Annotated in this window: 25 protein-coding genes; 13 read left to right on the top strand and 12 right to left on the bottom strand. The window is 69.6% G+C overall.

The genetic code is table 11. The features are described 5' to 3' along the window. Positions 1-90 precede the first annotated feature (90 nt). Positions 91-1,530 (top strand): APC family permease, encoded by a 1,440-nt coding sequence (locus ACFWIW_RS12305; protein WP_378368548.1) that lies wholly within the window; start codon positions 91-93, stop codon positions 1,528-1,530. Here ACFWIW_RS12305 and ACFWIW_RS12300 read toward each other — a convergent pair. The 3 genes from ACFWIW_RS12300 to ACFWIW_RS12290 are packed head-to-tail and all read right to left on the bottom strand — an operon-like array spanning position 1,505 to position 3,430. Further along, positions 1,505-2,173: a DUF6885 family protein gene (locus ACFWIW_RS12300; RefSeq protein WP_378368547.1), complete on the bottom strand. Its 669-nt coding sequence runs from the start codon at positions 2,171-2,173 to the stop codon at positions 1,505-1,507. The genes ACFWIW_RS12305 and ACFWIW_RS12300 overlap by 26 nt on opposite strands. Beyond that, positions 2,173-2,589 carry a GNAT family N-acetyltransferase gene (locus ACFWIW_RS12295; RefSeq protein WP_240597737.1) on the bottom strand — a complete coding sequence of 139 codons (417 nt, stop codon included), beginning with the start codon at positions 2,587-2,589 and terminating at the stop codon, positions 2,173-2,175. The genes ACFWIW_RS12300 and ACFWIW_RS12295 overlap by 1 nt, the downstream gene beginning before the upstream one ends. A 46-nt stretch (positions 2,590-2,635) precedes the next feature. Then, complete coding sequence (locus ACFWIW_RS12290; RefSeq protein ID WP_378368546.1) at positions 2,636-3,430, bottom strand: DMT family transporter; 795 nt, start codon at positions 3,428-3,430, stop codon at positions 2,636-2,638. 339 nt (positions 3,431-3,769) lie between these two features. Between ACFWIW_RS12290 and ACFWIW_RS12285 the strand changes: the two genes are divergently transcribed. From ACFWIW_RS12285 to ACFWIW_RS12275, 3 genes are all read left to right on the top strand, one after another. Then, positions 3,770-3,949, top strand: a complete 180-nt coding sequence (locus tag ACFWIW_RS12285; protein WP_016332937.1) for a hypothetical protein — start codon at positions 3,770-3,772, stop codon at positions 3,947-3,949. 243 nt (positions 3,950-4,192) lie between these two features. Beyond that, positions 4,193-5,056, top strand: coding sequence for an alpha/beta fold hydrolase (locus tag ACFWIW_RS12280; RefSeq protein ID WP_378368492.1), 864 nt, complete (start codon positions 4,193-4,195; stop codon positions 5,054-5,056). Continuing rightward, entirely contained in the window at positions 5,037-5,645 is a 609-nt protein-coding gene (locus tag ACFWIW_RS12275; protein WP_378368491.1) for a TetR/AcrR family transcriptional regulator, read from the top strand. The genes ACFWIW_RS12280 and ACFWIW_RS12275 overlap by 20 nt, the downstream gene beginning before the upstream one ends. A gap of 24 nt (positions 5,646-5,669) precedes the next feature. On the opposite strand, the gene ACFWIW_RS12270 is transcribed toward ACFWIW_RS12275, so the two are convergent. The 5 genes from ACFWIW_RS12270 to ACFWIW_RS12250 all read right to left on the bottom strand — a co-directional run bounded on the left by ACFWIW_RS12270 (position 5,670) and on the right by ACFWIW_RS12250 (position 12,543). Next, entirely contained in the window at positions 5,670-6,851 is a 1,182-nt protein-coding gene (locus ACFWIW_RS12270; RefSeq protein WP_378368490.1) for an ROK family protein, read from the bottom strand. A gap of 11 nt (positions 6,852-6,862) precedes the next feature. After that, positions 6,863-8,323: a sugar ABC transporter permease gene (locus ACFWIW_RS12265; RefSeq protein ID WP_378368489.1), complete on the bottom strand. Its 1,461-nt coding sequence runs from the start codon at positions 8,321-8,323 to the stop codon at positions 6,863-6,865. 23 nt (positions 8,324-8,346) lie between these two features. Next, positions 8,347-9,120: an ATP-binding cassette domain-containing protein gene (locus tag ACFWIW_RS12260; protein WP_005164482.1), complete on the bottom strand. Its 774-nt coding sequence runs from the start codon at positions 9,118-9,120 to the stop codon at positions 8,347-8,349. Positions 9,121-9,198: 78 nt separating this feature from the next. Beyond that, positions 9,199-10,332: a sugar ABC transporter substrate-binding protein gene (locus ACFWIW_RS12255; RefSeq protein ID WP_063274526.1), complete on the bottom strand. Its 1,134-nt coding sequence runs from the start codon at positions 10,330-10,332 to the stop codon at positions 9,199-9,201. Positions 10,333-10,788: 456 nt separating this feature from the next. Then, positions 10,789-12,543: a DEAD/DEAH box helicase gene (locus tag ACFWIW_RS12250; protein ID WP_378368488.1), complete on the bottom strand. Its 1,755-nt coding sequence runs from the start codon at positions 12,541-12,543 to the stop codon at positions 10,789-10,791. Positions 12,544-12,807: 264 nt separating this feature from the next. On the opposite strand from ACFWIW_RS12250, the gene ACFWIW_RS12245 reads away from it, so the two are divergent. Together ACFWIW_RS12245 and ACFWIW_RS12240 are read left to right on the top strand one after the other, a co-directional pair. Then, a complete protein-coding gene (locus ACFWIW_RS12245; RefSeq protein WP_378368487.1) occupies positions 12,808-13,932 on the top strand; it encodes a YihY/virulence factor BrkB family protein in 1,125 nt (374 codons plus the stop codon). Between the two features lie 123 nt (positions 13,933-14,055). Then, positions 14,056-17,190 carry an efflux RND transporter permease subunit gene (locus ACFWIW_RS12240; protein ID WP_378368486.1) on the top strand — a complete coding sequence of 1,045 codons (3,135 nt, stop codon included), beginning with the start codon at positions 14,056-14,058 and terminating at the stop codon, positions 17,188-17,190. Positions 17,191-17,249: 59 nt separating this feature from the next. Here ACFWIW_RS12240 and ACFWIW_RS12235 read toward each other — a convergent pair whose 3' ends face one another. Both ACFWIW_RS12235 and ACFWIW_RS12230 read right to left on the bottom strand, forming a co-directional pair. Beyond that, positions 17,250-18,086: a hypothetical protein gene (locus ACFWIW_RS12235; protein ID WP_378368485.1), complete on the bottom strand. Its 837-nt coding sequence runs from the start codon at positions 18,084-18,086 to the stop codon at positions 17,250-17,252. A 120-nt stretch (positions 18,087-18,206) separates the two neighbouring features. Further along, positions 18,207-18,449, bottom strand: coding sequence for a DUF3039 domain-containing protein (locus tag ACFWIW_RS12230; protein WP_007033595.1), 243 nt, complete (start codon positions 18,447-18,449; stop codon positions 18,207-18,209). A 58-nt stretch (positions 18,450-18,507) separates the two neighbouring features. On the opposite strand from ACFWIW_RS12230, the gene ACFWIW_RS12225 reads away from it, so the two are divergent. Genes ACFWIW_RS12225 through ACFWIW_RS12210 form a run of 4 tightly spaced genes read left to right on the top strand, consistent with a single transcriptional unit; the run spans position 18,508 to position 21,754 of the window. Then, entirely contained in the window at positions 18,508-19,314 is an 807-nt protein-coding gene (locus tag ACFWIW_RS12225; protein WP_378368484.1) for a sporulation protein, read from the top strand. Further along, positions 19,314-19,958 (top strand): hypothetical protein, encoded by a 645-nt coding sequence (locus ACFWIW_RS12220; protein ID WP_378368483.1) that lies wholly within the window; start codon positions 19,314-19,316, stop codon positions 19,956-19,958. Before ACFWIW_RS12225 ends, ACFWIW_RS12220 begins: the two co-directional genes overlap by 1 nt. A 9-nt stretch (positions 19,959-19,967) precedes the next feature. Further along, positions 19,968-20,885: a pseudouridine-5'-phosphate glycosidase gene (locus tag ACFWIW_RS12215; RefSeq protein ID WP_378368482.1), complete on the top strand. Its 918-nt coding sequence runs from the start codon at positions 19,968-19,970 to the stop codon at positions 20,883-20,885. Further along, positions 20,882-21,754, top strand: coding sequence for a carbohydrate kinase family protein (locus ACFWIW_RS12210; RefSeq protein WP_378368481.1), 873 nt, complete (start codon positions 20,882-20,884; stop codon positions 21,752-21,754). The genes ACFWIW_RS12215 and ACFWIW_RS12210 overlap by 4 nt, the downstream gene beginning before the upstream one ends. Before the next feature lie 66 nt (positions 21,755-21,820). On the opposite strand, the gene ACFWIW_RS12205 is transcribed toward ACFWIW_RS12210, so the two are convergent. Next, positions 21,821-22,174: a DUF3099 domain-containing protein gene (locus ACFWIW_RS12205; protein ID WP_043848012.1), complete on the bottom strand. Its 354-nt coding sequence runs from the start codon at positions 22,172-22,174 to the stop codon at positions 21,821-21,823. A gap of 17 nt (positions 22,175-22,191) precedes the next feature. After that, a complete protein-coding gene (locus ACFWIW_RS12200) occupies positions 22,192-23,457 on the bottom strand; it encodes an amidohydrolase (RefSeq protein WP_378368480.1) in 1,266 nt (421 codons plus the stop codon). Positions 23,458-23,484: 27 nt separating this feature from the next. Here ACFWIW_RS12200 and ACFWIW_RS12195 point away from each other — a divergent pair, with 27 nt between their 5' ends. The 3 genes from ACFWIW_RS12195 to ACFWIW_RS12185 all read left to right on the top strand — a co-directional run bounded on the left by ACFWIW_RS12195 (position 23,485) and on the right by ACFWIW_RS12185 (position 26,685). After that, positions 23,485-24,981, top strand: coding sequence for a methyltransferase (locus ACFWIW_RS12195; protein WP_378368479.1), 1,497 nt, complete (start codon positions 23,485-23,487; stop codon positions 24,979-24,981). Continuing rightward, positions 24,981-25,406: a D-aminoacyl-tRNA deacylase gene (gene dtd, locus ACFWIW_RS12190; protein ID WP_378368478.1), complete on the top strand. Its 426-nt coding sequence runs from the start codon at positions 24,981-24,983 to the stop codon at positions 25,404-25,406. Before ACFWIW_RS12195 ends, dtd begins: the two co-directional genes overlap by 1 nt. 247 nt (positions 25,407-25,653) lie before the next feature. Then, a complete protein-coding gene (locus ACFWIW_RS12185) occupies positions 25,654-26,685 on the top strand; it encodes a sigma-70 family RNA polymerase sigma factor (protein WP_126731471.1) in 1,032 nt (343 codons plus the stop codon). The last annotated feature ends 303 nt before the right edge of the window (positions 26,686-26,988 follow it).

Below are 26,988 nucleotides of genomic sequence, written 5' to 3'. Positions count from 1 at the left end.
CCACGGTGGCCATGTCCCCTCGATCTCCCACCGATCTGCGAGGTGGACGGCGATCTTCTAGCGTGACCCTTCATGCGGCGAACTCTGGACGTGGACGAGGTCCTGCGACGGCAGGATTCCGGTGAGCTGAAACGCCGCCTGCACGGGCGCGACCTGATCGGGTTCGGGGTCGGCATCATCATCGGCACCGGCATCTTCACCCTGGCCGGGGTCGAGGCGAAAACCCACGCGGGCCCGTCGGTCACGCTGTCGTTCGTGCTCGGTGCCGTGGTGGCCGGGATGGCGGCCCTCTGTTACGCCGAACTCGCCTCCAGCGTGCCGACGGCCGGAAGCGCCTACACCTACGCCTTCGCCACCCTCGGCGAGACCTTCGCCTGGATCATCGGCTGGGATCTGCTGCTCGAGTTCGCCCTCGGCGCGGCCGTCGTGTCCCGCGGCTGGTCCGGCTATCTCGCGAATCTGATGGGGCTCTCCCCCGACTGGTTCGGCGAAGACGCGAAGGTCAACATAGGCGCGGTCGTGATCATCGCCGTGCTGACCGTGATCGCCGTCCTCGGGATCAAGGAGTCGGCGCGGGTGACGAATCTGCTCGTGCTGGTCAAGGTCGCGGTCTGTGTGCTGATTCTCGCGGTCGGCGTGTTCTACGTCCGCGGCGAGAACCTCACCCCGTTCATCCCGGCCGCGCAGCCACCGACGGAGACGGCCGGGACCCTGCATCAGCCGATCGTGCAGGCCGCGCTCGGGCTCGAACAGTCCGTCTACGGCATCGCCGGGATGGTGACCGCCGCCGCCGTCGTCTTCTTCGCCTACACCGGTTTCGAGGCGCTCGCCAACCTCGGCGAGGAGACCGTGAACCCCAAACGCGATCTGCGGGTCGGCATCCTCGGCGCGCTCGGCGTCTGCGCGCTGCTCTACATCGGGGTCTCGCTGGTGCTGACCGGGATGGTGCCGTTCGCCGAGATCGACGCGGGCGCCCCGCTCGCCGACGCCTTCGACCGGGTCGGGCAGCATTGGGTCGGCGCGCTGATCTCGCTCGGCGCGGTCACCGGGCTGACGTCGGTGATGATGGTGGAACTGGTGACGATCGGCCGGATCGGCTTCGCGATGGGCCGCGACGGCCTGCTGCCGAAGAAGTTCGGCACGGCGCATCGGCGCTGGGGCACCCCGCACCGGATGACCATCGCCGGCGCGGTGCTGATCGCGGCGCTGGCGGCGTTCGTCCCGATCTCCGAACTCGCCGACATGGTCAGCATCGGCGCCCTGTCGGCGATGATCATCGTCGCACTGGCGGTCCCGGTGCTGCGCAGGCGCCGCCCGGACCTGGACCGGCCGTTCACCGTGCCGTTCTCGCCCTATCTGCCCATCGTGGCGGCGCTGGCGTGCTTCTACCTGATGCTGAACCTGGACGTGATGACGTGGCTGCGGTTCGCCGCGTGGCTGCTGCTCGGCCTGCTGATCTACGTCTTCTACGGACGCAAGCATTCCCGCTTCGCGAAGGACGACCTCAGCTCCACAAACCCGCCGTCGTGATCGCGTCGACGGCGGCCTCGGTGTCGCCGTCGTCCACCACGACCAGCATCCGGTTCAGCGCCGCGGCCACCCATTCCACCGGCTGGTCGTGCAAACCGTTGTCCCCCAAGGACGGATAACCGTCCATAATGGACACCAGGGTTCCTTCGGCGCCGATGCGCATCCCGGCCGCCAGCACGAAATGCCCCTCGGACGGACGCCAGCGCGACGACCACAGCGGCGGGATGCCGGTGTCGAGGTAGTCGAGCAGCGCTCGCGCCGGGGTGTCGTGCGCGCCGAATTCGGCCGGGTCGACCTCCGCGATCAACGCCACCCTCGGCAGCCGCCACAGCGCCGCCAGGAGCATGAACAACGAGTGCGGCGCCCAGTTCCCGGTGGCGGGCACGGCGACGAGCCGCCCGCCCGACAGCGTCGCGATCGCCCGCGCGAGACCTTCCGGCGTGGTGCCCGCCAGCGCCGCGACCTCGTCCTGGCCCGCGACGCCGAAACCCGCCGCACGCAGGGCCGCCAGCGCCGTGAACGGCCCGGCGAGCCCGTCCCGCTGCGGGAGTTCGGCCCGTGCGACGGCGACGAGATGCTCGCCCCCTGGCAGCCAGCGGCGACCGGACAGCCCCGTCCGGTCGCCGTCGATTCCGGAGGACATCAGTCTTCGAACGTCCACGACTGCATGATGAACGGCCCGTCGTTCGACGCGCCGGCCGAGGTGTAGGTCGCCAGAGCGGCCTTGTTGTCCGTCTCGACCCCGACCCACATCCCGCGGCAGCCGCGCTCCCGCGCGATCCCGGCCAGCGCGTCGACGAGGTCGCGGCCGATCCCGCGCCGCTGGTAGTCCGGGCTGACGTCGAGTTCGTTGAGGAACATCTCGGTGCCCTTGTCCGGATGCGTCACCTCGGTGCCGGTGATCATCCCCGCGGGCTCGCCGTCCTCGTAGGCGATGAGGAGATGGTTCTCCTCCCCCGCGAGGAACTTCTCGGACGCCTCCCGTTGCGCGGGGCCGTCGAACAGGTGCTGGGCGGCGACGACCTCCTCGACGGTGACGGCCCGCCGGATCTCGGCCACGTGTCCTCCCGGTGCTGAAAGCGCCTCAGACCGTTCAGTATCCCGCTCAGAGGGGCGCCGAGTCATCACGTTTCCCCGGGGAGCGCAGCGCCACCCCGGCGACCACGGCCAGCGTGCCGAGCGCTTCGGGCAGGGCCGGGACCTGACGGAGCCAGAGGAAGCCGATCACCCCCGCCGTGACCGGCAGCAACGCGAGCAGCAGCGCGAACCGCGCCTGCCCGGCCTTGCGCAGGACCACCTGGTCGAGCGCGTACGGCACCACGGTGGAAAGCACGCCCACTCCGACGCCGAGCAACAGCAAACGTGGCGAACCCCACACCGCCCCGGTGCCGAGCGCCAGCGGTGACAGCACCACGGTGCCGACCGCGAACCCGACGGCCAGCCCGTCGATCCCGTTCCCGCCGACCGCGACCCGCTTCCCGAGCAGGATGTAGCCCGCCCAGGCGGCCGCCGCGCCGAGCGCGAACAGCACGCCGAGCAGGCTGCCTTCGAGCCGGACGTCCGCGATGGCGAGCACGCCCGCCGCCACCAGCACCAGCGCGAAGACGTCACGACGGGTCCGCGAGCCGAACGCGGCCACCACCACGGGCCCGGCGAACTCGAGCGCGACCGCGGTGCCCAGCGGCAGCCGCGCGATCGCCTCGTAGAAGAGCACGTTCATCCCGGCGGTGACGACGCCGAAGGCGCCCGCGAGCAGGAACGTGCGGCCGGTCCACGCCGAACGGGGTGGCCTGCGCCACGCGAGGAGGACCAGCGCCGCCCCGAGACAGCGGAGCCAGGCCACCCCCGCGGGGGAGGCGACCGAAAAGAGACCTACGGCGACGGCCGCGCCGGCGTACATCGAAATTCCGCTGAGAACGAACAAGATCGGCGACGGCACGCTCGGAAGACGGTTCCGGACGACTGCGATTCCCACCCCCGCATGGTGCCTGACGTGGGAAAAGAGCCTTCGACGGGGAGTCTTCTCCCACGTTGCGTGATTACGCTACGGCATCCGAGGTAATTACCAGTGACAAATGAGACACCCGCACGGGAACACTTGCGGGCCGCCAAACGTCTGGAAGAGTGGAAGCACGAACACGGCGGAGCCGGGAACGAACGTTGCCGGCATCAGTGCCGAAGTGGTCGTAGCTGGATCGATGGCACCGGGCCACCGGTGCCGGGACGGAGGGAGACTCCAATGACTTCACCGACGCTCACCCGCCCCGAACTGACCGCTGCCGACCGATGCGACCGGTGTGGAGCTGCAGCCCAGGTTCGAGCCATTCTCAGCACCGGTGGCGAGTTGCTCTTCTGTGGTCACCACGCCCGCGCACACGAGACGAAGCTCAAGGAAATGTCCGCGGACATTCAGCGGTAACCCACCAGTCCACGACCACCGGCGGCCGGCTACTCCCCAGGGAGAGAGCCGGCCGCCCTGTTTTTTTGCCTGCGGCCGCCCTGGTTTCCGCCTGCTGCCGCCTCGCTCGGTGTCCCCAATGCGGCATTGGTGTCGCTGAGCGTCTCCAATGCGACATTGGGGACATCCGGACCCAGAACCTCAGCTGAGCGCCGGTCCACGACGCCTTCCAAAAACATACAGACAGCATGTATGTTAGTTACCATGACGACCAGCGACCTCCTCGGCGAAGCACACGTGGCGGATCTCGGCGACGCCCGTATCCGCTACCGCGACCGCGGCGAAGGCCCTCCCGTGGTCTTCGTGCACGGACTACTGACCAACGGCCTGTTGTGGCGCAAGGTGGCGCCCGCGGTCGCCGACGCCGGCTTCCGCTGCCTGACCCCGGACTGGCCGCTCGGCTCGCACGAGATCCCGGTCCCCCGCGCCGAGCTGAGCCCGCCCGGCGTCGCGGCGCTCATCGCGCGGTTCCTCGAAGTGCTCGACCTGTCCGACGTCACCGTGGTCGCGAACGACACCGGCGGCGCGCTCACCCAACTGCTCATGACCACGAACCCGGAACGGGTGGGCCGGGTCGTGCTGACCCCGTCGGACTCCTTCGAACGCTTCCTGCCGCCGATGTTCGCGGGGCTGAGCACGCTGGCGCGGATCCCCGGCGGCGTCGGGCTGATGGTCCAGGCGCTGCGCTGGCGCTGGCTCCTGGAAAAGACCGACTTCCTCTGGCTGACCAAACACCCGGTCCCGGACCACATCCTCGACGCGTACCTGCTGCCCAGCCGCCGGAGCGCGGAGATCCGCGACGATCTGCGCCGGTTCACGGCGAGCGTCGACAACCGCTACACGTTGACCGCCGCCGAGCGGCTGCCCGCGTTCACCAAGCCCGTGCTGCTGGCCTGGGCGCCCGAAGACCGGCACTTCCCGTTGTGGGTGGGCCGCAAGCTCGCCGGGATCCTGCCGAACGCCGAACTGAAGACGATCGAGGACTCCTACGCCTTCGTGCCGGAGGACCAGCCGGAGCGGCTGAGCGGCATGATGGTGGAATTCCTGCGTGCCCACGCCACGACGTAGCCAGACCGAACGCTCGCAGTCGACGCAGGCCGCGTTGATCACGGCGGCGCGGACGCTGTTCGCCGAACAGGGTTACGCCGCCGTGCCCGCCGACGAGATCGTCCGGGCGGCGGGTGTCACCCGCGGCGCGCTGTATCACCACTTCGGGGACAAACAAGGTCTGTTCCGTGCCGTGATCGAGCAGATCGAAACGGAGATCACCGAGGATCTGAAGACCGTCCTCGGCGCCGCTGGCGACCCGTGGACGGGGGCGCTCGGGGTGCTGAGCCGGTTCCTGGACCTCTGCCTGCGGCCCGAGGTGGTGCGGATCGCGCTCACCGACGCCGTGTCCGTCCTCGGCTGGCAGGAATGGCGGGAGCTGGAGAACCGGTACGGGCTGGGCCTGATCACGGAGATCCTGGAAGCCGCCGCGGCGGACGGGCTGCTGATCGACGCGCCCATCCCGGAGCTGGCGCAACTGGCGCTGAGCGCCTGCGCGGAGGCGGCGCTGATGATCGCGCACGCCGAAGACCGCGAAGCCGCGAAGGAGAAAGCCCTGGCCGCCCTGGTGGCTCTTCTGTCCGGTCTCGTGAGTGGCAAGGACGGTTAGAACCGTCCTCGCCACTCACGAGGCCTAGACGGTGTCCAGGATCATTTCGAAGGCCGACTCGGCGGCACCCAGCAGCTTCACGTCCGCCCCGAGCGCGGAGCTCACGATCTGCGTCCCGCCCACGGCCCGGCTGACCAGGCTCCGCCGCCGGACCTCGGCCGCCACCGATTTCACCACCGAATCGGGCAGCACGGTGAGCAGATCGCCCAGTACGACCAGCTGCGGGCCCAGCAGGTTGACCACGTTCACCAGGCCCAGCGTCAGCCATTCCGCGAACTCCGAGAGCCGTTCCTCGGCCGCGTGCGGATCCCGGCCCAGCTCGCGAAGCTCGAACAGGATCGCCCCGCGCGGGGTGTCCTCGGGCAGATCGAGCGCGCGGCACAGCGCCGCCTCGCCGACCTCGGTCTCCCAGCAGCCGCTGGACCCGCAGTAGCAGGGGCGGCCGCCCGGCCGGATCGCCATATGCCCGATCTCGCCGACGTAGCCCGCGCCGCCGCGCAGCGACGAACCGTCCGCGATGATCCCGCCCCCGACACCGACATCGGCGGAGACGTACACGGCGTCGGAGGAGCCCCGCGCGGCGCCGCGCAGGTGTTCGGCGATGGCGCCGAGTTCGGCGTCGTTGCCGACCAGGACGGGAATACGCAGCACACCGCCGAGCCGTTCCCCGAGCGCCACGTCGGTCCAGCGCAGGTTGGGCGCCTCGTGGACGTGCCCGTCGGCCCGGCGGACGACACCGGGGACGGACACGCCCGCGGCGATCGGCTGGACACCCAGGTCACCCGCCAGGACGGTGGTCGACTCGATCACGTGCGTGATCACCTCGTCGGCCTCCCGCATCCGGCCGTGCAGGTTCCAGCTGTTGCGCCCGAGGATCTGGCCGCCGAACCCGACGAGCGCGATCGCCACGTGTTCGACCTGGAGGTCCACCGCGAGCACCACCGCCGCGTGCGGCTGCGGCAGGACCAGGAGCGAGGGGCGGCCCGCCCCTCGTCCCGGCCTCGGGACCCGCTCCTCGACGACCCCCGCTTCCGCGAGGCCGTCGACGAGGGTCTTGATGGTGCTGCGGTTGAGCCCCAGCTCGGTGGCGAGGGTCGCCCTGGTGCTCGGGCCGCTGACGTGCAGCAACCGGAGCAAGGTCGTGCGGTTGTGCCTGCGCACCTCGTCTGGTCGTGCAACGGGTGTGCTGGTCACGGGCTTCATCATTCCATGCGGACTCAGCGCGGCGACGCAGCCGCGCGGCGACGGGACAGCGCGTCCACCGTGGCCGCGAGAAGCAGCACCAGACCGGTGACGATGTTGACCACCGCCGCCGACTGCTTCAGCAGGCCCAGCGCGTTCTCGACGACCGCGAGCACGAGACCACCGATCACCGCGTCGACGACCCGGCCCTTGCCGCCGAACAGCGACGTACCACCGATGACGGCGGCGCCGACCGCGAACAGCAGCGTGTTGAGGCCACCGGCCTGCGGGTCGACCGAACCGACCTTCGACGAGTAGACGATCGCGCCGACCGCCGCCACGGCCGAGCAGATGACGAACACCGAGGCGCGGATCTTCTCGACGTTGATACCGGCGCGGCGGGCCGCCTCGCGGTTGCCACCGACGGCGTAGATGTGGCGGCCGTACTGCGTGCGGTTGAGCACGTAGGTGCCGAGCACCAGCAGGCCGAGCACGATCGGCACGACGTACGGGACGCCGGAGATCACGATGTTCGGGTTCGGCGCGCGGTTCAGCGTGAGCAGATAGGTCGCGACCGCGGCGACCACGCCGATCGCGCCGACCTTGAACAGCACCATCGGCGTCGGCTGGGTGACCAGGCCGCGTTTGAGCCGCGAGAAGTGCTGGCCGAGCGTCACCGCGGCGAACCCGCCTGCGGCGATCACGAAGAGGATCCAGCTGCCCAAAGTGGACAGATTGCCGTTGGCGACCTTGAACAGCACGTCGGAGGTGCTGATGCCGAGCGTGCCGCCCTCACCGATGAACTGGAGGATGACACCCTGCCAGGCGAGGAAGAGCGCCAGCGTCACGACGAACGAGGGCATGCCGATCTTCGAGACGAGGAAGCCGGTGAGGACACCGATCGCGCCACCGACGCTGATCGCGAGCAGCATCTCGATCCACGCGTTGGCCGCGGTTCCCGACAGCACGAGCGCGATGGCGAGCACGGCGAATCCGACGCCCGCCCAGATCCGCAGGATCACGCCGAGCAGGGCGGCGACGGCGAGGACGACGAGGAACGCGATGAACACGCCGTTCCCCATGCCGCCCAACAGGTTTCCGTTGCGCACGTAGTGCATCGCCAGCACCGCGGCGGTGACACCGGAGGCCGTACCGGCGGAGAGGTCGATCTCGCCGAGCAGCAGCACGAACACGATGCCCATCGCGATGATCGCCTTGCCGGCCCCCTGTGCCATCAGGTTCGCGATGTTGTTCATCGTCAGGAAGGTGTCCGACAGCGAGGCGAACACGATCACCAGCACGAGCAGGCCGAGCAGCGCCGGGAGCGAACCCAGCTGTCCGGCCTTGAGCCGGGAGAAGTAGTCGCCGACGGCTTCGCGCGTCGACATCGATGTCGTGTCGATGCCGAAGTCCGTGATGGCCGCCGACGGGTTGAGCGCGGCGGCCGCCGACTTGCCCCCCTCCGGCGAGGCGGGCTTTGCAGGTGTCTCAGTCATTTCCGGTTCTTTCTCGCCTCGGGTCAGAGGACGGCGGCTTCGGGGCGGGCAAGGCCGAGGTCGCCGGAGCGACCGGCGGTGATCAGTTCCACGACCTGGCCGTGGGTGACGTCCTTGGTGTGCACCTCGGCGACGAGACGGCCGAGGTAGAGCACCGCGATGCGGTCGGCGACCTCGAAGACGTCGGCCATGTTGTGGCTGATCAGCACCACACCGAGGCCCTGTTCGGCGAGGCGGCGGACGAGGTCGAGCACCTGACGGGTCTGCGCGACACCGAGCGCGGCGGTGGGCTCGTCGAGCAGGACGACCTTCGAGTCCCACAACACGGATTTCGCGATCGCGACGGTCTGCCGCTGCCCGCCCGAGAGGGCCGAAACGGGCGTGCGGACCGATTTCACGGTGCGGACCGAGAGCGAGGCGAGCGTCTCGCGGGCCGCCTTCTCCATGCTGGCCTCGTCGAGCAGCCATTTGCTGCCGCGTTCCCGGCCGAGGAACATGTTCTGCACGATGTCGAGGTTCTCGGCCAGCGCGAGGTCCTGGTAGACGACCTCGATGCCCAGATCCGCGGCGTCGCGCGGGCCGTGGATGTTCACCTGCTTGCCCTGGAACGTCACCGTTCCCGAGTCGTAGCCGTGGATCCCGGCGATCGACTTGACCAAAGTGGACTTACCGGCACCGTTGTCGCCGACCAGCGCGGTGACCTCGCCTGCCCGCACGTTGAAGTCCACGTCGTGGAGGACGTGGACCGGCCCGAAGCTCTTGTTGAGCTGCTTCAGTTCGAGGATGGGTTCACTCATGGGGTTCTCCCGGCTGGGTACCGGGCCGGTGCGCGCTGTCGGGAGCACGCACCGGCCCGGTCGTCTGGATTGGAACGGTCAGGAGATACCGAGCTGCGTGCACGCCGCGGCCAGGTCGCCGCCGCAGATCTCGGCCGCCTTGACGTAGCCCTGCGTCACGACCTCCTTGACGCCGTCCTTGGTGGTCAGCTTCGGCTCGAGGAGCACGGACTTGACCTCGCGGTTGCCCTTCGGGTCCTTCGCCTTGCCGGTGGCCAGCGCGTCGGCGCCCGCCTTGTCGCCCTTGGCCAGCAGGACGGCCAGCTTCGCCGCTGCCTCGGCCTCTTCCTTGATGGGCTTGAAAACGGTCATGTACTGGTCGCCGCGCAGGATGGCCATGAGGCCGTCCGCGGTGGCGTCCTGGCCGGTGACCGGGACCTTGCCGTTGAGGCCGTTCTTCTTCAGCACCGTGATGACCGCGCCGGCGAGACCGTCGTTCGCGGCGACGACGCCGTCGACCTTGCCCTTGTTGTCGGTCAGGATCTGCTCGAAGGTCTGGCCGCCCTTCTGGTTGTCCCAGTTGTCGATGGCCTGCTCGCGCACGAGCTTCAGGTCACCGCTGGCGAACTTGGGCTGCAGCACGGACTTCTGGCCGTTGGCGAACAGCGTCGCGTTGTTGTCGGTCGGGGCGCCCTCGATCATGACGACCTCGGCGCCCTTCTTGTCCTTCAGCGCGTCGGCGAGCCCCTGGCCCTGCAGCTGGCCGACCTTCTCGTTGTCGAACGAGACGTAGTAGTCGGAGCTGCCGCCGAGGTTGAGGCGGTCGTAGTCGATCGTCGGGATGCCCGCGGCCTGCGCCTTGCGGGCGACCGCCGCGCCGACCTCGCCGTTGATGGCGGCGATGATCAGGACCTTGACGTTCTGCGCGATCATGCCGTCGGCCAGCGTGGTGAACTTCTGGACGTCGCCCTGTGCGTTCTGGACGTCGGCGTCGAAGCCCGCGTCCTTGAGCGCCTTGGTCAGGAACGGCTTGTCGAAGGACTCCCAGCGCGCGGAGGTGGCGGTCTCCGGCAGGATGACGCCGACCTTGCCACCGGCGGCGGCACCGCCCGGGGCGGGGGCGGACTGCGAGGAGTTGCCGCTGCCCGAGTCGGCGGTGTTGGCGCCACAGGCGGAGAGCACCAGGCCGGCGCCCACCGTCGCGGCGAGGAGGGTAAGGGTTCTGCTGCGCATCCTCGTTCCTTCCGGATCTTGCTCGCGGGCGGCGATCCTCGAGGACCGGTCGCACCATCGCGCATATGTTGTGGGCGACAACATATGCCGCCGATCGGGTTTCGCGGAAGACGGCTGAATCGATTAAGCCTCGTCAAATGGACACGGTTTGGCAACGTGGCCGTAGCAAGGCGTACGAAGTCTAGGTGCGCTGACGGTGTGACCGCCACCACTCACTCAGCGTGATCGGCGCAGTTGATCGCGGTGTCGAAGCCCTCGACGAACCGGCGGTTTCGCGTGACTGGGCGGACGACACGCGTGATCCAAGGGACGACTCGCGTGATTGGACGGACGACACGGTGTTCGGCCGGGTTCCGCCGCGTGGCGTCCGTCTGAACACGCGTGGCGTCCGTCTGATCACGCGTGTCGTCCGTGCACGCAAAGGACGGACCGCTCATGGCGTTTGCGACCGGGCGGTCACCAAGAACGCAGGGTGACGATCCGCTCTTCGAGCTGCTCCACCGAAGCCATCGCGGTCGGCGGCCCGCCGCAGACCCGGCGCAGTTCGTTGTGGATCGCGCCGTGCGGCTTCTTCGTCCGGTGGTGGTGCACGCCCACCAGCGCGTTCAGCTCCTTGCGCAGGCTGCCGAGCCGCTCGCTGACCGACTGCGGCCGCGCGACCGGCGCCGCTTCCTCGGCCTTGGGCTTGCGCCGCTTCTCGTCGGAGAGCTGCTCCTCCTGCCGCTTCCGCAGCAGGGCGCGGACCTGGTCCGGCTCCAGCAGACCGGGGAGGCCGAGGTACTCCTGCTCCTCGTCGGAACCGGAGAACACCGCGGTGCCGAAGGAGTTGCCGTCGTAGATGACCTGGTCGAGCTCGGCGGAGGCGCCCAGCGAGGTGAACGCCTTCTCCTCCTCGCCCGGCTCGTCCTCGGTGCGGTTGGCCTGGGCCAGGAGTTCGTCGTCCCAGCCCTCCTTCTCGCGGTGCGGCTTGCCGAGGACGTGGTCGCGCTGCGCCTCCAGCTCGCTGGCCAGCTCCAGCAGCACCGGCACGCTCGGCAGGAAGACCGAAGCCGTCTCGCCGGGCTTGCGCGAACGCACGTACCGGCCGATGGCCTGCGCGAAGAACAGCGGCGTCGACGCGCTCGTGGCGTAGACACCGACGGCCAGACGCGGGACGTCGACGCCTTCGGACACCATCCGGACCGCGACCAGCCAGCGGTCGGTCGAATCGGAGAACTCCTTGATCCGCCCGGACGCCTTGGGGTCGTCGGAGAGGACGACCGTCGGGTTCTGGCCGGAGATGCGCTGCAGGATCTTGGCGTAGGCGCGCGCGGAGTCCTGGTCGGTGGCGATCACCAGACCGCCGGCGTCCGGGATGCCGTTGGCGCGAAGCTGCGCGAGACGCGTGTCCGCGGCCTGCAGCACCGACGGGATCCACTCGCCGGCCGGGTCGAGCGCCGTGCGCCAGGCCCGCGCGTTCTGCTCGGCGGTCAGCGGCTCGCCGAGCCGCGCGGTGAACTCCTCCCCCGCGCTGGTGCGCCAGGAGGCCTCACCGGAGTAGGCGAGGAAGACGACCGGCCGGACCACGCCGTCGGCGAGCGCGTCGGCGTAGCCGTAGGCGTGGTCGGCCTTGCTGCGCTGGAAACCCGAGCCGTCGGCCTCGTAGGTGACGAACGGGATCGGCGAGTCGTCGCTGCGGAACGGCGTCCCGGTGAGCGCGAGACGGCGAACGGCGGGGGTGAACGCCTCCCGGATCGCGTCGCCCCACGATTTCGCGTCACCGCCGTGGTGGATCTCGTCCAGGATGACCAGGGTCTTGCGGTTCTCGGTGCGCACGCGGTGCAGCGTCGGATGCGCGGCGACCTGCGCGTAGGTGAGCGCGACACCCTGGTAGTCACGCGAGGTGACCCCGGTGCCGTTGCGGAAGTTCGAGTCGATCGCGATCCCGGCGGCCGCGGCCGAGGCGGCCCACTGGTGCTTGAGGTGCTCGGTCGGCGCGACGATGGTGATCCGCTCGACGGTCCGGTCGCTCAGCAGCTCGGCGGCGATCCGGAGACCGAACACCGTCTTGCCCGCGCCCGGCGTCGCCACGGCCAGGAAGTCCTGCGGTTTCTTCGTGAGGTACTTCGTCAGCGCTCGCCGCTGCCAGGCCCGCAGCGGGCGGGCCGTGCTGTCCTTCGCCGCGGGAGGCGCGCCCAGCTCGCCTCGATCGCGTTCAACGGTTTCCGACATGCAGGTTCCCCTCCTCCCTCACCCGAAACGCCTGGTCATCCACCCTGACACAAGCGAAAACCCCCACTTGGGTATCCGGCGGCGACGCCGGCGCCTGAGGTGAGGGCACTCCGGAGAGCCTACCTCGGAGCCCCGTGGAACGCCGGAAGCGCCACCCCCGTTGTCGGTTTACTCACCCGAAAACCCAGGGGTGGCGAGCCGAATGGCGCGGCATGGACCATGCTGGACACCGTCAAGGGCGCTCGGCGCCGGCGGAGGAGCTGCATGAGCGAGGAGAACGGCCGTCCCGACACGGCCGCCGAGGTCGCGAAGGGCCGCAGGGGGCCGTTGCGCCTGCTCAGCCGCACGCTCAGCAAGGCGTGGGACGGCAACATCTTCTCCGAGGCCGCCGAAGCCGCGTTCTGGCAGACGCTCTCGCTGCCTCCGCTGCTGCTGGGGCTCCTCGGTTGCCTCGGCTTCGTCGGCGACTGGTTCGGCCAGGAGGTCGTGACCGCGGTCCACGACCGGATCATCACCTTCAGCAAGACGATCTTCAGCGACAACGCCGTCCACGACATCATCGAACCGACGGTCAACAGCATCCTCACCGTCGGCAAGGGCGAGATCGTCTCCGTCGGCTTCCTGATCTCGCTGTGGGCGGGCTCGTCGGCGATGTCGTCGTTCGTCGACGCCATCACCGTGGCGCACGACCAGTACGGCGTCCGCAACGACGTCTGGCAGCGCATCTTCGCGCTGCTGCTGTACCTGGCCGGGCTGGTCATCCTGGTGGTCGGGCTGCCGCTGCTGGCGATCGGGCCGGACCTGCTCCCCCAGTTCTTCCCCACCGACTGGCGCGGCACGGTGTCGTACTGGGTCGGCACGCTGTACTACCCGGTGCTGGCCGTGATGATCGTGCTGGCGCTGACGACGCTGTACAAGCTGGCCCTGCCGCGCAGGCTGCCGTGGCACCGCGGCCTGCCGGGCGCGATGCTCGCCATGGTCGTGTTCCTGCTCTCCAGTATCGGGCTGCGGATCTACCTGAACTGGATCACGAAGACCGGTTACACCTACGGCGCGCTCGCCGCGCCGATCGCGTTCCTGTTGCTGATGTTCTTCATCGGGCTCGCGGTGGTCGGCGGCGCGTACTTCAACAGCGCGATCCAGGAACTGTGGCCAGCCAAGGCGACGAAACGCCAGCGCCGGAAATGGCGGCGGCTGGAAATGGAACGCGCCAGCGAACGGATCCGTGCCGAAGAGGGCCGCAAACTGTGGGAACGGACGACCGTTCCGCTCCGCCGTCCCCGCCAGAACGGCGATTCTCCCGATGGTGACGCCGAACACGCTTCCGAACAATCGGTGAACGAAGAGACGCAGAGCGAAACCGATCAGGTGACCGAACGGCGAAGTTGAGCCGGACCTCATCCCGAAGTCGTACTCCGATTCCACCCGTGGTGTGAATCCACTCCACCCCCTCCCGTGAAAAGCTCGCGCTAATCCGCACGTACCCGAGTTGTCTTCCTGGGGGATCCCGTCATGTCCACGCTGGCCAGACTGAGCCTGCGCAACCGAAGTCTCATCGGGCTGCTCGCCCTGGTGGTGATCGGTTTCGGCGCCTTCGCCCTGCCGCAGCTGAAGCAGCAGCTGTTCCCGTCACTGCAGTTCCCGCAGGCGCAGGTCATCACGCCGTACGCGGGCGCGTCGCCGGACGCGGTCGACCGTCAGGTCACCGAGCCGCTCGAAGGCGGTTTGCAGGGCCTGAAGGGGCTCGAAGAACTGAGCTCGACGTCGTCGGAGGGGCTGTCGCGGATCACCGCGCAGTTCGAGTTCGGCACGGACATCGACGCGGCCGTCGGGCAGATCCAGCGCGTCATCGACGGGCTCAAGGCACGGCTGCCGCAGAACAGCGAGCCGACGGTTTCGGCGGGGTCCACCGACGATCTCCCGGTCGTGCTGCTCGCCGCCGGGACCACGGGTGACCCGCAGGCGCTCGCGCCCGCGCTGACCGGGGAGGTCGCGCCGGAGCTGCGCAAGATCGACGGCGTCCGCGAGGTCGAGGTGACCGGCGCGCGGCAGCCGCGGGTCACCATCGCGCTGGACTACGCGAAGCTGGCGGCCGCGGGGGTCGACCCGTCGTCGATCGCCACCACGCTGCAGACCGCCGGTGCCGCCGTCCCGGCCGGGACGCTCACCGAAGGCGGCAAGACGCTCACCGTCCAGGTCGGCGGCGGACCGACCACAGTGGACACGATCAAGAACCTTTACCTGACACCGGCTTCCCGCCCTGGCACGCCGGCGGCCAAGCCCGTGAGGCTCGGTGACGTCGCGGACGTCCAGGCCGGCTTCGCGCCGCCGACGTCGATCACCCGCACCAACGGCAAGCCGAGCCTCGGGCTCTCGATCACCATGGTGGAGAACGGGAACGCGGTCGCGATCTCGGAGGCGGTGCGGGACAAGCTGCCGGAGCTGTCGAAGAAGATCGGCGCCGAGATGAGCGTCGTGTTCGACCAGGGCACCCCGGTCAAGGACGCGATCAGCGGCCTGACCACCGAAGGCCTGCTGGGGCTGGCGTTCGCGGTCGTGGTGATCCTGCTGTTCCTGATGTCGGTGCGCTCGACGCTGGTCACGGCGGTGTCGATCCCGCTTTCGGTGGTCGTGGCGCTGCTGGCGTTGTGGACGGGCGATCTCTCGCTGAACCTGCTCACCCTCGGCGCGCTCACCATCGCCATCGGGCGGGTGGTCGACGACTCGATCGTGGTGCTGGAGAACATCAAACGACATCTGGCCTACGGCGAGGAGAAACAGCGCGCGGTGCTCGACGGCGTGCGCGAGGTCGCGGGTGCGGTGACGTCGTCCACCCTCACCACGGTCGCGGTGTTCCTGCCGATCGCCTTCGTGGGCGGGTTCGTCGGCGAACTGTTCTCGCCGTTCGCGATCACGGTCACCGTGGCGCTGCTGGCGTCGCTGCTGGTCTCGCTGACGATCGTGCCGGTGCTGGCGTACTGGTTCCTCAAGCCGCCCAAGGCCCCGGCGGACGAACGCGAGGCCGAGCTGACGCGCCAGGCCGCCGAGGACAAGGAACGCCGGGGGCTGCTGCAGCGCGGGTACGTGCCGGTGATCCGGTTCGCGACCCGGCGACGCGTCACCGTCGTGCTGCTGGCGCTGATCATCTTCGGCGGCACGGTCGGGCTGGCCTCGCAGCTGAACACGAACTTCCTCGACCAGTCCGGCTCGACGACGCTGAGCCTTTCGCAGAAGCTGCCGCCCGGCACCAGTTCCGAGGCCAAGGAGAAGGCCGCGGGCGCGGTGGAGCAGGCGCTCGCCGCCGAGCCGGCCGTCGAGACCTACCAGGTCAGCATCGGAGGAGGGAACTTCTTCGGCGGCGGCGGGACGGCGACCAGTATCCAGGTCACCGTCGCCAAGGACACCGACCTCGACGCGCTGTCGGATCGCCTGCGGGGCAAGCTGGACAAGCCGGAACTCGGCGAGGTCAAGATCGGCGCGGAAGCGGGCGGGTTCAACTCCGACCAGATCTCGATCACCGTCACCGCGCCGGACGAAGCGGCGCTGAAGCCCGCCGCCGAGCAGGTCCGCCAGGCGCTGTCGGGCGTCCCGGACCTCACCGAGGTGACCAGTGACCTCGCGCAGGGCTCGCCGCGCGTGCAGGTCGAGGTCGACGCCGCCAAGGCGGCCGCGAGCGGGCTTTCGGCGACCACGATCGGCCAGATCGCGAACCAGGCCATCGCCGGCCGCACGGTGACGCAGCTGCCGGTGGACGGTCAGCGCACGGACATCGTGCTGCGCGCGGGCACCGCCCCGGTGTCGGTCGACGCGGTCAAGGCGCTGCCGATCCCGAGCGCGACCGGCGTGGTGCGGCTGGATTCCGTCGCCACCGTGTCCACAGTGGACGGACCGGCCGCGGTGCACCGCACCTCGGGCGAGCTGAGCACCACGGTCACCGCCAAGAACACCGGCGCGGACCTGGCCGCCACCACGAAGGCCATCCAGTCCAAACTGGACGGACTGACCTTCACCGGCGGGGCGGCGTACAAGCTCGGTGGCGTCAGCGAGGATCAGCAGGAGGCGTTCGGGAACCTGTTCCTCGCGCTGCTGGCCGCGGTCGCGATCGTGTACCTGATCATGGTGGCGACGTTCCGCAGCCTCATCCAGCCGCTGATCCTGCTGGTGTCGATCCCGTTCGCGGCGACCGGCGCGATCGGGCTGCTGCTGGCCACCGGGACCGCACTGGGCCTGCCCGCGCTGATCGGGATGCTGATGCTCGTCGGCATCGTGGTGACCAACGCGATCGTGCTGATCGACCTGATCAACCAGTACCGGGCTTCGGGGATGAGCGTCGCCGACGCCGTCGTCGAAGGCGGGCGGCGACGGCTGCGGCCGATCCTGATGACCGCGGCCGCGACCATCTTCGCGCTGATCCCGATGGCGCTCGGGCTGACCGGGCAGGGCGGGTTCATCGGGCAGCCGCTGGCGATCGTGGTGATCGGCGGGCTCGTCAGCTCGACCCTGCTGACGCTGATCCTGGTGCCGACGCTCTACACGATGGTCGAGACGCGGAAAGAGAAGCGCCGCGCGAAGAAGGCGGCCCGCCGGTCCCGGACCTCGCCGGAGGCACCCGCGTCGGAAACACTTGCGCCGGAACCGACCGCCTAGGGTCTCGTGAGTGGTAAGGACGGTTCTAACCGTCCTTACCACTCACGAGCCCGAGCGAGTCACGCCTTACGGAACCGCCAGGTCTTGCTGTCGAAGGCCACGCACCACGAAGGCGACAGCACGACGACCCGCAGGGTCCCGTCGGCGGCGACGTCGATGCCCTCGGTCTCGAAGTTCCCGCTGCACGTGCTCTTCAGCGGCAGCTGCCCCAGCGACGTCACCCGCCCGGTCACGTCCGAACCGGACAGCGCGCCGGAAAGATCCACCTGCAGCAGCGGTTTCGTGGTCCCGAAGAGCGAGCCTTCGGGATCGTCGGACGCGCACAGCAGCCTGGTCGCGGTGAGGAAGTCGCAGCCCTGGATGTCCCGCACCGGCTTGTCGAGCCGGATCGCGGACGAGTACGGCAGGTTCGCCGACGGATTCGTGTGCGCGACGCCGGGCATCGGGTGCACGAGGAGCCGGTCCATCGTGCCCCACTCGCCCGCCACCATCCAGCGCGCGTCGGGCGTCACGGCGGCGAACGAGTTGTTGTTCGCCTCCCACGATTCCAGCGCGTGCGTGTAGTTCGCCCACTTCCCGTCGGGCGACTCGACGCGGAAGAGCTTCGCGCCCCGGTCGTCACGCTGGTACGGCTCGACGTACCAGCCTTGGGCGGAACCCGGGTCGCCGACGTGGTTCCAGCCCTGGGTCGACAGGCTCATCGGGACGGTCGCGATCCCGGTGTAGCGGTAGATCGTCCCGGACGGCCGTTCGATGGTGGCCAGGCCCTGGCCCTCGTCGAGCGGGCGGGCGTTGTCCGAGCCGACGGTGGTCCAGCCGGTGACGGCTTGGGCGGCGGCGGGTGAGAACACCGCGACCAACGCGGCGATGGCGAGCACGATCCCGGTTCTACGCATGAAGGCTCCGTCCCGGCGGGTTTTCGCTGGCGCGTACTGATTACCAGCGAAGACCGGGACGGGCAGCCGCCATGTGAAGGATTTTCAGATTTTGTCCGGTTTCGGACACCGGACGGACACTCAGTCGCCCGGCTTGAGACCGTCGTAGATCTTCTTGCAGTCCGGGCAGACCGGCGAACCGGGCTTCGCCGACTTCGTCACCGGGAAGACCTCACCGCACAGCGCCACCACGTGCGTGCCCATGACCGCGCTTTCGGCGATCTTGTTCTTGCGCACGTAGTGGAACATCTTCGGCGAATCGTCGTCGGTGCCGTCGGTGCCCTCGGGACGGGTATCCGGCTTCGGAAGGGTCTGAGTACTCACCCCTCCATAATGCCCCAAATCCTCCTGCGCACACCGACGACCTGGCAGGATCTCGCCCATGTTCCAGAAGGTGCTCGCGACGTTCGGCTCGGGCGGGGCGAAGATCGACGCCCGGCTGCTCGACCGCACGGTCTCCCCCGGCCGCCCGCTGCGCGGCGAGGTCCTGCTGCTCGGCGGCGAAGTCGATCAAGAGATCAACGGTCTCTCGGTGAAGCTGCTCGCCAGGGTCACCGTCCCCGACGAACGCCGCCCCGGCGTCGAGGACCTCGAATTCGGCACCCAGCAGCTGGCAGGCAACGAGCGGATCGCGCCGGGCCAGCAGGTCCGCATCCCGTTCGAGGTGGCCCTGCCCTGGGAGACGCCGATCTCCAGCGTCTTCGGCAAACCGCTGAACGGGATGGCCGTCGGCTTGCAGACCAGCCTCGACATCGCGAACTCCGTGACCGACCCGGTCGACGTCGACGGGGCCGCGATCGAGCCGCTGCCCGCGCAGAAACGGATCTTGGACGCCTTCAGCCGGATCGGCTTCGTCTTCCGCGAGGCCGTGCTGGAACGCGGCCGGGTCGACGGCGCGGTCCAGCAGCTCCCGTTCTTCCAGGAGATCCGCTTCACCCCCTCGCCGCGATTCGCGCCCGTCTTCACCTCGGTGGCGGTGACCTTCCTGTCCTCGCCGTCGGAGACCCAGGTCGTGCTGGAGGTGACCAAACGGGTGCGCGTGTCCAAGAGCGGTGGCTTCGGCGGCCGCGGCCAGGAGTTCCTCGGCCTGTTCAAGGTCGACCACGCGGCGCTGGACCGGGTCAAGTGGGAGCCGCAGCTCGAAGGCTGGCTGCACGAGGTGGCCAAGTCGCGCGGGATCTTCGACTGATGGACTGGCCCACCGCGATCACCCGGCTCGGTGGCGATCACCAGATCGCCGCCGTCGCGTGGGACGACCTCCAGACCCGTTACGCCGAACCGCACCGCCGCTACCACGATCTCCGGCACGTCACGGCCGTCGCCAGGGACAGCGGGGCCCTCGCCGTCGCCTTCGGTCTGGGCGCCCGCGAACGGGCCCTCGTCGCCATCGCGGCGTGGACGCACGACGTCGTCTACGACGCCCGCCCCGGCGAGGACGAACAGGCGAGCGCGGCCTGGACGCGTGACGAACTCACCAACGCCGGCGTCCCCGAGGCCGACGTCGAGCGGGCCGGCGAGCTGGTCCTCAGCACGGTCCACCACACCGCGCCGGACGAAGACCTCCTCGCCACGGCGTTGCTGGACGCCGACCTCGCCATCCTCGGCGCCGCGCCGGAGGACTACGCGCAGTACGCGAACGGTGTCCGGGAGGAGTACTCGATCTACTCCGACGAGGACTGGCGGGCGGGGCGGGCGGCCGTGCTCGAGAACCTGCTGGCCCGGCCGCGGCTGTACCGCAGCGACATCGCGCGGGCACGCTGGGAGAGCAAGGCGCGCGAGAACATCTCGAACGAACTGACCCGATGGCGTGACGCGGACCCACATCACCGATGATGTTCGTTCGTGACTCCGCAACTGTCCCTTCACGAAGAGGTCGCCTCCGCCCTCGCCGGCGGTGACCCCGTCGTCGCGCTGGAGAGCACCATCCTCTCCCACGGTCTCCCGCCCGGCCGCAACCTCGACGTCGCCCGGCGGCTGGAGAAGGTCGTGCGCGACGGCGGCGCCGTCCCCGCGACCATCGCCGTCCTCGACGGCGTCCCCCTGATCGGCCTCACCGGCGAGCAGCTGGAACGCGTGTGCGCGCCCGGCGCGGACCTGGACAAGCTCTCCCTGCGCGACATCGGCCCGGCCGTCGGCCTCGGCCGCTCCGGCGCGACGACGGTCGCGAGCACCGCGGCGCTGGCCGCCGCGGCCGGGATCGGCATGTTCGCCACCGGCGGGCTCGGCGGGGTGCACCAGGGCGCGGCACAGAGCTGGGACGTTTCGGCGGATCTGGGCGTGCTCGCGAAGGTGCCGACGACGGTGGTCTGCTCGGGGGTGAAGTCGGTCCTCGACATCGCCGCGACCCTCGAAGTGCTGGAGACCAACTCGGTGCCGGTGCTGGGTTTCCGCACCGGCGAGTTCCCGGCGTTCTACCTCCGCTCGTCCGGTTTCGAGGTGCCGTGGCGGGTCGACGACGCCGCGCAGGCGGCCGCGGTCATCGCCGCCCACCGGGCGCACGCGACTTCCGGTGTACTGCTGGCGAATCCGATCCCGGAAGCGTCCGAAATGGACCGGGACCTGCACGACCGGCTGCTCGCCGAAGGGCTGGAACTCCTCAAGGCACGTGGCGTGCACGGGAAGGACGTCACACCGGTGCTGCTGGAGCACTTCCACACCGCCAGCGAGGGCGTCAGCCTCGACGCGAACGAGGCGCTGGTGCTGTCCAACGCGGAACTGGCCACCGAGGTCGCCGTCGCGCTCGCCGGGACCACCGCGTGAGCGGCATCGTCGTCGTCGGCGACGTCGGTCTCGACGTGGTCGCGCGGCACGAAGGCCCCATCCCGCACGGCGGCGACATCCGCGCGAAGGTCCACTTCACCAGCGGCGGCGCGGGTGCGAACACCGCGCTGTGGCTGCGGGCCGAGGGCACCGAGACCACCCTGGTCGCCCGGATCGGGGACGATTCCGGCGGCCGCATGGTGAAAAACGAGCTGGAGGCGGCGGGTGTCCGCTGCGAGTTCGCGGTGGACCCCGAGGAACCGACGTTCTGCGTCGTGGTGCTGGTCGACGGCGCCGGTGAGCGGAGCATGCTCGCCGACCGTGCCGCCAACGCGAAGTTCAGCCCCGAGGACGTCACCGAGGCCGCGCTGCGCGGGGCGAGCCACCTGCACCTCTCGGGTTATGTCCTGCTGTACCCGTCGTCACGGCCCGCGGCGCTCGCGTCGCTCGCGGCGGCGAAGAAGGCCGGGCTGACGACGTCGGTCGACCCGCAGGCGGCGACGCTGATCACCGATCCCGCGGCCTTCCTCGACGACGTGCGCGGCGTCGACCTGCTGATGCCGAACACCAGCGAACTGGTCGCGCTGACCGGGTCGAGTGATGCCGAAGCGGCGAAGGAACTGCTCGACTACGTCGGCGAGGTCGTGGTCACCGCCGGTCTCGACGGCGCCAGCTGGATCGACGCGAGCGGCACCATCACCTCGGTGCCCGCGCAGCCGGCGGAATGCGTCGACTCGACCGGCGCCGGGGACGCCTTCGACGCCGGGGTGCTCGCGGCGTGGCTGCGCGGCGAGTCCACCGTGGAGGTGCTTCGGGCCGGGACGCGGCTGGGGGCCCGCGCGGTTTCGAAGGTCGGGCCGCAGCCGTAGTCCCACCCCTCGTGAGTGGTAAGGACGGTTAGAACCGTCCTTACCACTCACGAGGCGCGAAGCGAGTCAGCCGCCGTCGATGACGCGGTGACCGGAGCTTTCGATACGGGTCGGTTCGGCCTGGTACCGGTTGACCTTCTCGCTTTTGCGCGGCGGCCGGTCGTTGGCGATCAGGACCGCGACCCACGGCAGCGGGATCGAGATCGCGATCAGCGCCAGCGCCAGCCACCAGGTCTGGTAGAAGATCCCGGCGAGGATGAGACACGGGATGCGGAACGACATCATGATGATGTACTTCCGCTTCCGCTTGGCCAGCTGGTCTTCGTAGGACGGGGCGGCTTCGGTGATCAGCACCGGAGCGGGTTCCCTCGGTTCGGGACCGTGGGCGGGCGCGTTCACAGCACCACCTCCGGCTTCCATGCTCCCACTCCCCGGGCTCATCCGACACCCGGGTGGGTGAGCCGGTGCAGAGCCGCGACCACGAGCGTCTCCACACCCGCCGAAAGCGTCGGATGCGGGATCGGCGCGAAGAGCGGCGAATGGTTCGACGGGATGTCCTGTTCGAAGCGCCCGGCGGTCATCGCGGCGATCACCTCGCCTTCGTCCATGCCGCCGACCAGCCAGAACACCGAGGGGACGCCGGCCGCACGGCCGAATTCGCTGAAGTCCTCACTGCCGGTGACCAGTGGCGCGGGCATCACCCGGCCCTCGCCGAAATGGTCACGGAAGGCGGCGGTGAGCCCCTCCGTGGCCGCGTCGTCGTTCTCGGTGACCGGGAACGCGCCGATCCGCTCGATCTCCGGCGGTTTCGGCGCGCCCGCGGTGGCCGCCTCGCCCTGGACGATCCGCTCGACCGCCGCGACGACCTTCTCCCGCACGGCCTGGTCGAACGACCGGATGTTGACCTCGAGCACGGCGTGGTCGGCGATGATGTTGTGCGCCGTGCCGACGTGCAGCGACCCCACGGTCACCACCGCCGATTCGGTCGCCGAGATCTCCCGCGAAACGATGGTCTGCAGCTTGAGCACCACGGACGCGGCGAGCACGGCGGGATCCACCGTGGTCTCGGGGCGCGAGCCGTGCCCGCCCCGGCCGTGCAGGGTGATGCGGAGCGCGTCGGTCGCCGCCATGATCACGCCCGGCCTGGTCAGCACCCAGCCCGCCGGACCGGGCACGACATGCTGCCCGAGCACGACGTCGGGTTTGCCGGCGGGTTCGAAGACCCCGTCGCGGACCATGCCTGCCGCGCCGTCCCCGGCCTCCTCCCCCGGCTGGAAGACGACCATCAGCGTGCCCGACCAGTGCCCGCGCCCGGCCGCGAGCAGCGAGGCGGCCCCCGAGAGCCAGGTGGCGTGCATGTCGTGACCGCAGGCGTGCATCACCGGGACGTCGCGGCCGTCGGCGTCGACCCCGCGCGCGGTGCTCGCGTACGGCAGGCCGGTCTTCTCCTCCACCGGCAGCGCGTCGATGTCCGCGCGCAGCATCACCTTCGGGCCGGGCCCGTTGCGCAGCACGCCCAGGACGCCGGTGCGCCCGATTCCGGTGTGCACCTCGTAGCCGTCGGCCTCCAGACGCCGCGCCAGCTCGGCGGCGGTGCGGGTTTCGGCGAACGACAGCTCCGGATGCCGGTGGAGGTCGGTGTACAGGTCTTCCAATCCGGGCAGCGCCGCCTGCAGCGGTGCCAGGACACTCTCAAGGCTCACGACGCAATCCTGGCAGTATTACCCACCGTGAGCACACGAGCGGCCCTCCCCGACCTGTCCGACGACGTTTGCGCGAGGCTGCGGGACGCCTTCCGCCGGACGGGGTACGACACCGACGGCGTGGTCGGCGCCCTCGGTTCCGCGCACGGCGCCCTCGGCCGCGGCGAACCGGAACTCGCCTATCGCGCGACACGCGACTCGGGTGAACTCGGCACGCTGATCCGGCTGTTCCTGCTGGGGGCGACCGAACCGGAGAAGGACGTCGAGGCCGCTTTCGCGCCACTGTCTCTCGATGACGCGGTCGCCGCCACCCTGCTCGTGCCCGTCGCCGACGGCTACCGGGCAGGCCTCGATGTCCGCCCGCACGGCGACGACGAAGGCTCGTGGTGGGTCGTCTCCGACCTCGACGCCGACGTCCTGGGCACGACCGTGCCCGAAGACCACGTGCTCGGTGTCGGACACGCCTCCCTCAGCCTGATCCGGGCCACCAGCCGCCGCGAGGTCAGCAGCCTGCTCGACGTCGGCACCGGCAACGGTGTCCAGGCGCTGCACGCCACCCGGCACGCGAAGAAGGTCACCGCGACCGACGTCTCGGCCCGCGCGCTGGCGCTCGCCGCGGCCACGTTCCGGCTCAACGAGCTGGACGTCGAACTCGTCCGGGGCGAATGGTTCGCGCCGGTCGCGCGGCGCCGGTTCGACCAGATCGTCTGCAATCCGCCGTTCGTGGTAGGCCCGCCGCGGGTCGACTACACCTACCGCGACTCCGGTCTCGCCGGTGACGACGCCAGCGCGCTCGTGGTGCGGCAGCTGCCCGGGTTCCTCAACGACGGCGGCACCGGCCAGCTCCTGGCGTCCTGGCTGCACGTGAAGGGCGAGGATTGGGGCGATCGGGTGACCCGCTGGCTGCCCGCCGAGACCGACGCGTGGTTCGTCCAGCGGGACATCGCCGATCCAGGCCTCTACGTCGGCACGTGGCTGCGTGACGCGGGCATCGACCCCCGCTCCCCCGAGGGCCGCGCGAAATCGGGCGCGTGGCTCGACTGGTTCGCCGAAAACGACGTACAGGGCATCGGTTTCGGCTTCGTCACCCTTCGCCGGGCCGGCGGCGCGACCCCGACGATCGTGTGCGAAGACCTGCGTCAGGCCTACGACGACCCGCTGGGCGCCGAGGCCGCGAACTGGCTGGATCGGGTGGAATGGCTTCGCACCAACGGGGATTCGCTCCTCGATGTCCGGTTCCGGGTCCCGGAAACCGTTCTGCTGGAGAGCGTCGCCGAACCGGGCGAGGAGGGCTGGGCCACCACCGTCCAGCGGCTGCACCGCACCGACGGTCCCGGGTGGTCGCACGAAGTGGACGAGCTCGCGACACGGCTGCTCGCCGGTTGCCGGGGCGCACTCCCCCTGGAGGACCTGATCGTGCTCCTGGCGGCCGCTCAGGGCCTGGAACCGGAGGAACTGGCCGAGGCCGCGTTGCCCGTCGTCCGGGAACTGGTCCGGCACGGCATGCTGCTGCCCACCGTCTGATGCGGGCGGTGGTGGCGAGGGTCACGGAAGCGAGCGTGACCGTCGGCGACGAGGTGACCGGCGCCATCGACGAGCCGGGTTTGCTGGTGCTGCTGGGAATCCACGCCGACGACGATGTGTCGAAAGTGCCGGCGATGGCGCGCAAACTGCACGAAGCTCGCATACTTCGCGACGAGGAGTCGTGCGCCAGCACCGGCGCTCCCCTGCTCGTCGTAAGCCAGTTCACTCTTTACGGCGACACCCGCAAAGGCCGCCGTCCCTCCTGGACCGCGGCCGCCCGGCCCGAGGTCGCCGAACCGCTCGTGACGGCCGTCGTCGACGCGTTGCGCGAACGCGGCGCCCGGGTCGAAACCGGCCGGTTCGGGGCCATGATGGCGGTCCGGAGCGTGAACGACGGTCCGTTCACCCTCCTGATAGAGGTCTAGACCACGTTTCCTTCTCCCCGGCACGGGCATTCTCAGGAAAAGCTCAGGGTTGGTCGAGCAACGCCCCAGGTCAGCCGCCCGTCTCCTCTGTAGAAGCCGGGAACGTTTTCGGACCTCCCGGCGTTGAGCCAAGTGTCCAGCCAAGCTGGGCCGACGAGGAGTAGCGGGTTTTCCACAGGGCCTGCTACGCCGAGGCGGATCCGGCGGACACATCGCAGCACGTTCAGCCCGTGACCGGGGAGGCAGAATGTCAGTCCAGACTCTCGAACGCGAAGCGCGCGGGATTCGCGAGCGCCGTATCCCGGCGCAATCCACCCAGGAGCCGGTGAGCACGGGGGCGCTCACCGACGCCGACCTCGACGCCCAGAGCCCGGCCGCGGACCTCGTTCGCGTGTACCTCAACGGAATCGGCAAGACGGCGCTGCTGTCCGCCGCCGACGAGGTCGAGCTGGCCAAGCGCATCGAAGCGGGCGTGTTCGCCCAGCACATGCTCGACACGGCCGAGGGCCTCACGCCGAAGCGGCGTTCGGAGATGTCCGCCCTCGTGCGTGACGGCCACATCGCGAAGAACCACCTGCTGGAGGCCAACCTCCGCCTCGTGGTCTCGCTCGCGAAGCGCTACACCGGCCGGGGGATGCCGCTGCTCGACCTGATCCAGGAGGGGAACCTGGGTCTGATCCGCGCGGTGGAGAAGTTCGACTACTCCAAGGGGTTCAAGTTCTCGACGTACGCCACCTGGTGGATCCGCCAGGCCATCACCAGGGGGATGGCCGACCAGGGACGCACCATCCGGCTGCCGGTCCACCTGGTGGAACAGGTGAACAAGCTGGCCCGCATCAAGCGCGACCTGCACCAGCAGCTCGGCCGGGACGCCACCCACGAGGAGCTGGCCGCCGAATCGGGTATCCCGGCGCACAAGATCTCGGATCTGCTCGACCACTCGCGTGACCCGGTGAGCCTCGACATGCCGGTCGGCACCGAGGAGGACGCCCCGCTCGGTGACTTCATCGAGGACTCCGAGGCGACCGACGCCGAGAGCGCCGTGATCTCCGGTCTGCTCCAGGACGACCTGCGCCGCGTGCTCGCGACGCTGGACGACCGCGAGTCCCAGGTGATCCGCTTGCGCTACGGCCTCGACGACGGCCAGCCGCGCACGCTCGACCAGATCGGCAAGCACTTCGGGCTCTCCCGTGAGCGCGTTCGTCAGATCGAGCGAGAGGTCATGTCGAAGCTGCGTCAAGGTGAGCGGGCGGACCGCCTGCGCGCCTACGCTTCGTAGTGCCACAGAGCCTTTCGGCGCGGAAAAAGCAACACCCGTTCGGCAGCGTTGACTTATGACCTGCGTCACGAGACCGTCGAGCAGGTAAAAAGTCTTCGCGGTCGGGTGTTCGCGCCCGGATCGCTTTCCCCGGGAGGTCGGGTCCGTCGGGGTGGGCCCGGCCTCCCGAACTATTTGTGGGGCGCGGCGACAAATTGCAGCGCGGGAATTGCACTCGGTCCCGTGGGTGGGTGGGGGTTTTTTTGGGGGTTTATGAAAAAAAACAAAACAAACACCCCCGGGGGACCAACCGCCCCCCCCCGC

It is taken from the genome of Amycolatopsis sp. NPDC058340 (assembly GCF_042723975.1).
Lineage (GTDB): Bacteria > Actinomycetota > Actinomycetes > Mycobacteriales > Pseudonocardiaceae > Amycolatopsis.
The sequence above is the reverse complement of the archived record's forward strand: the minus strand, read 5'-3'. Positions and strand labels throughout refer to the sequence as shown.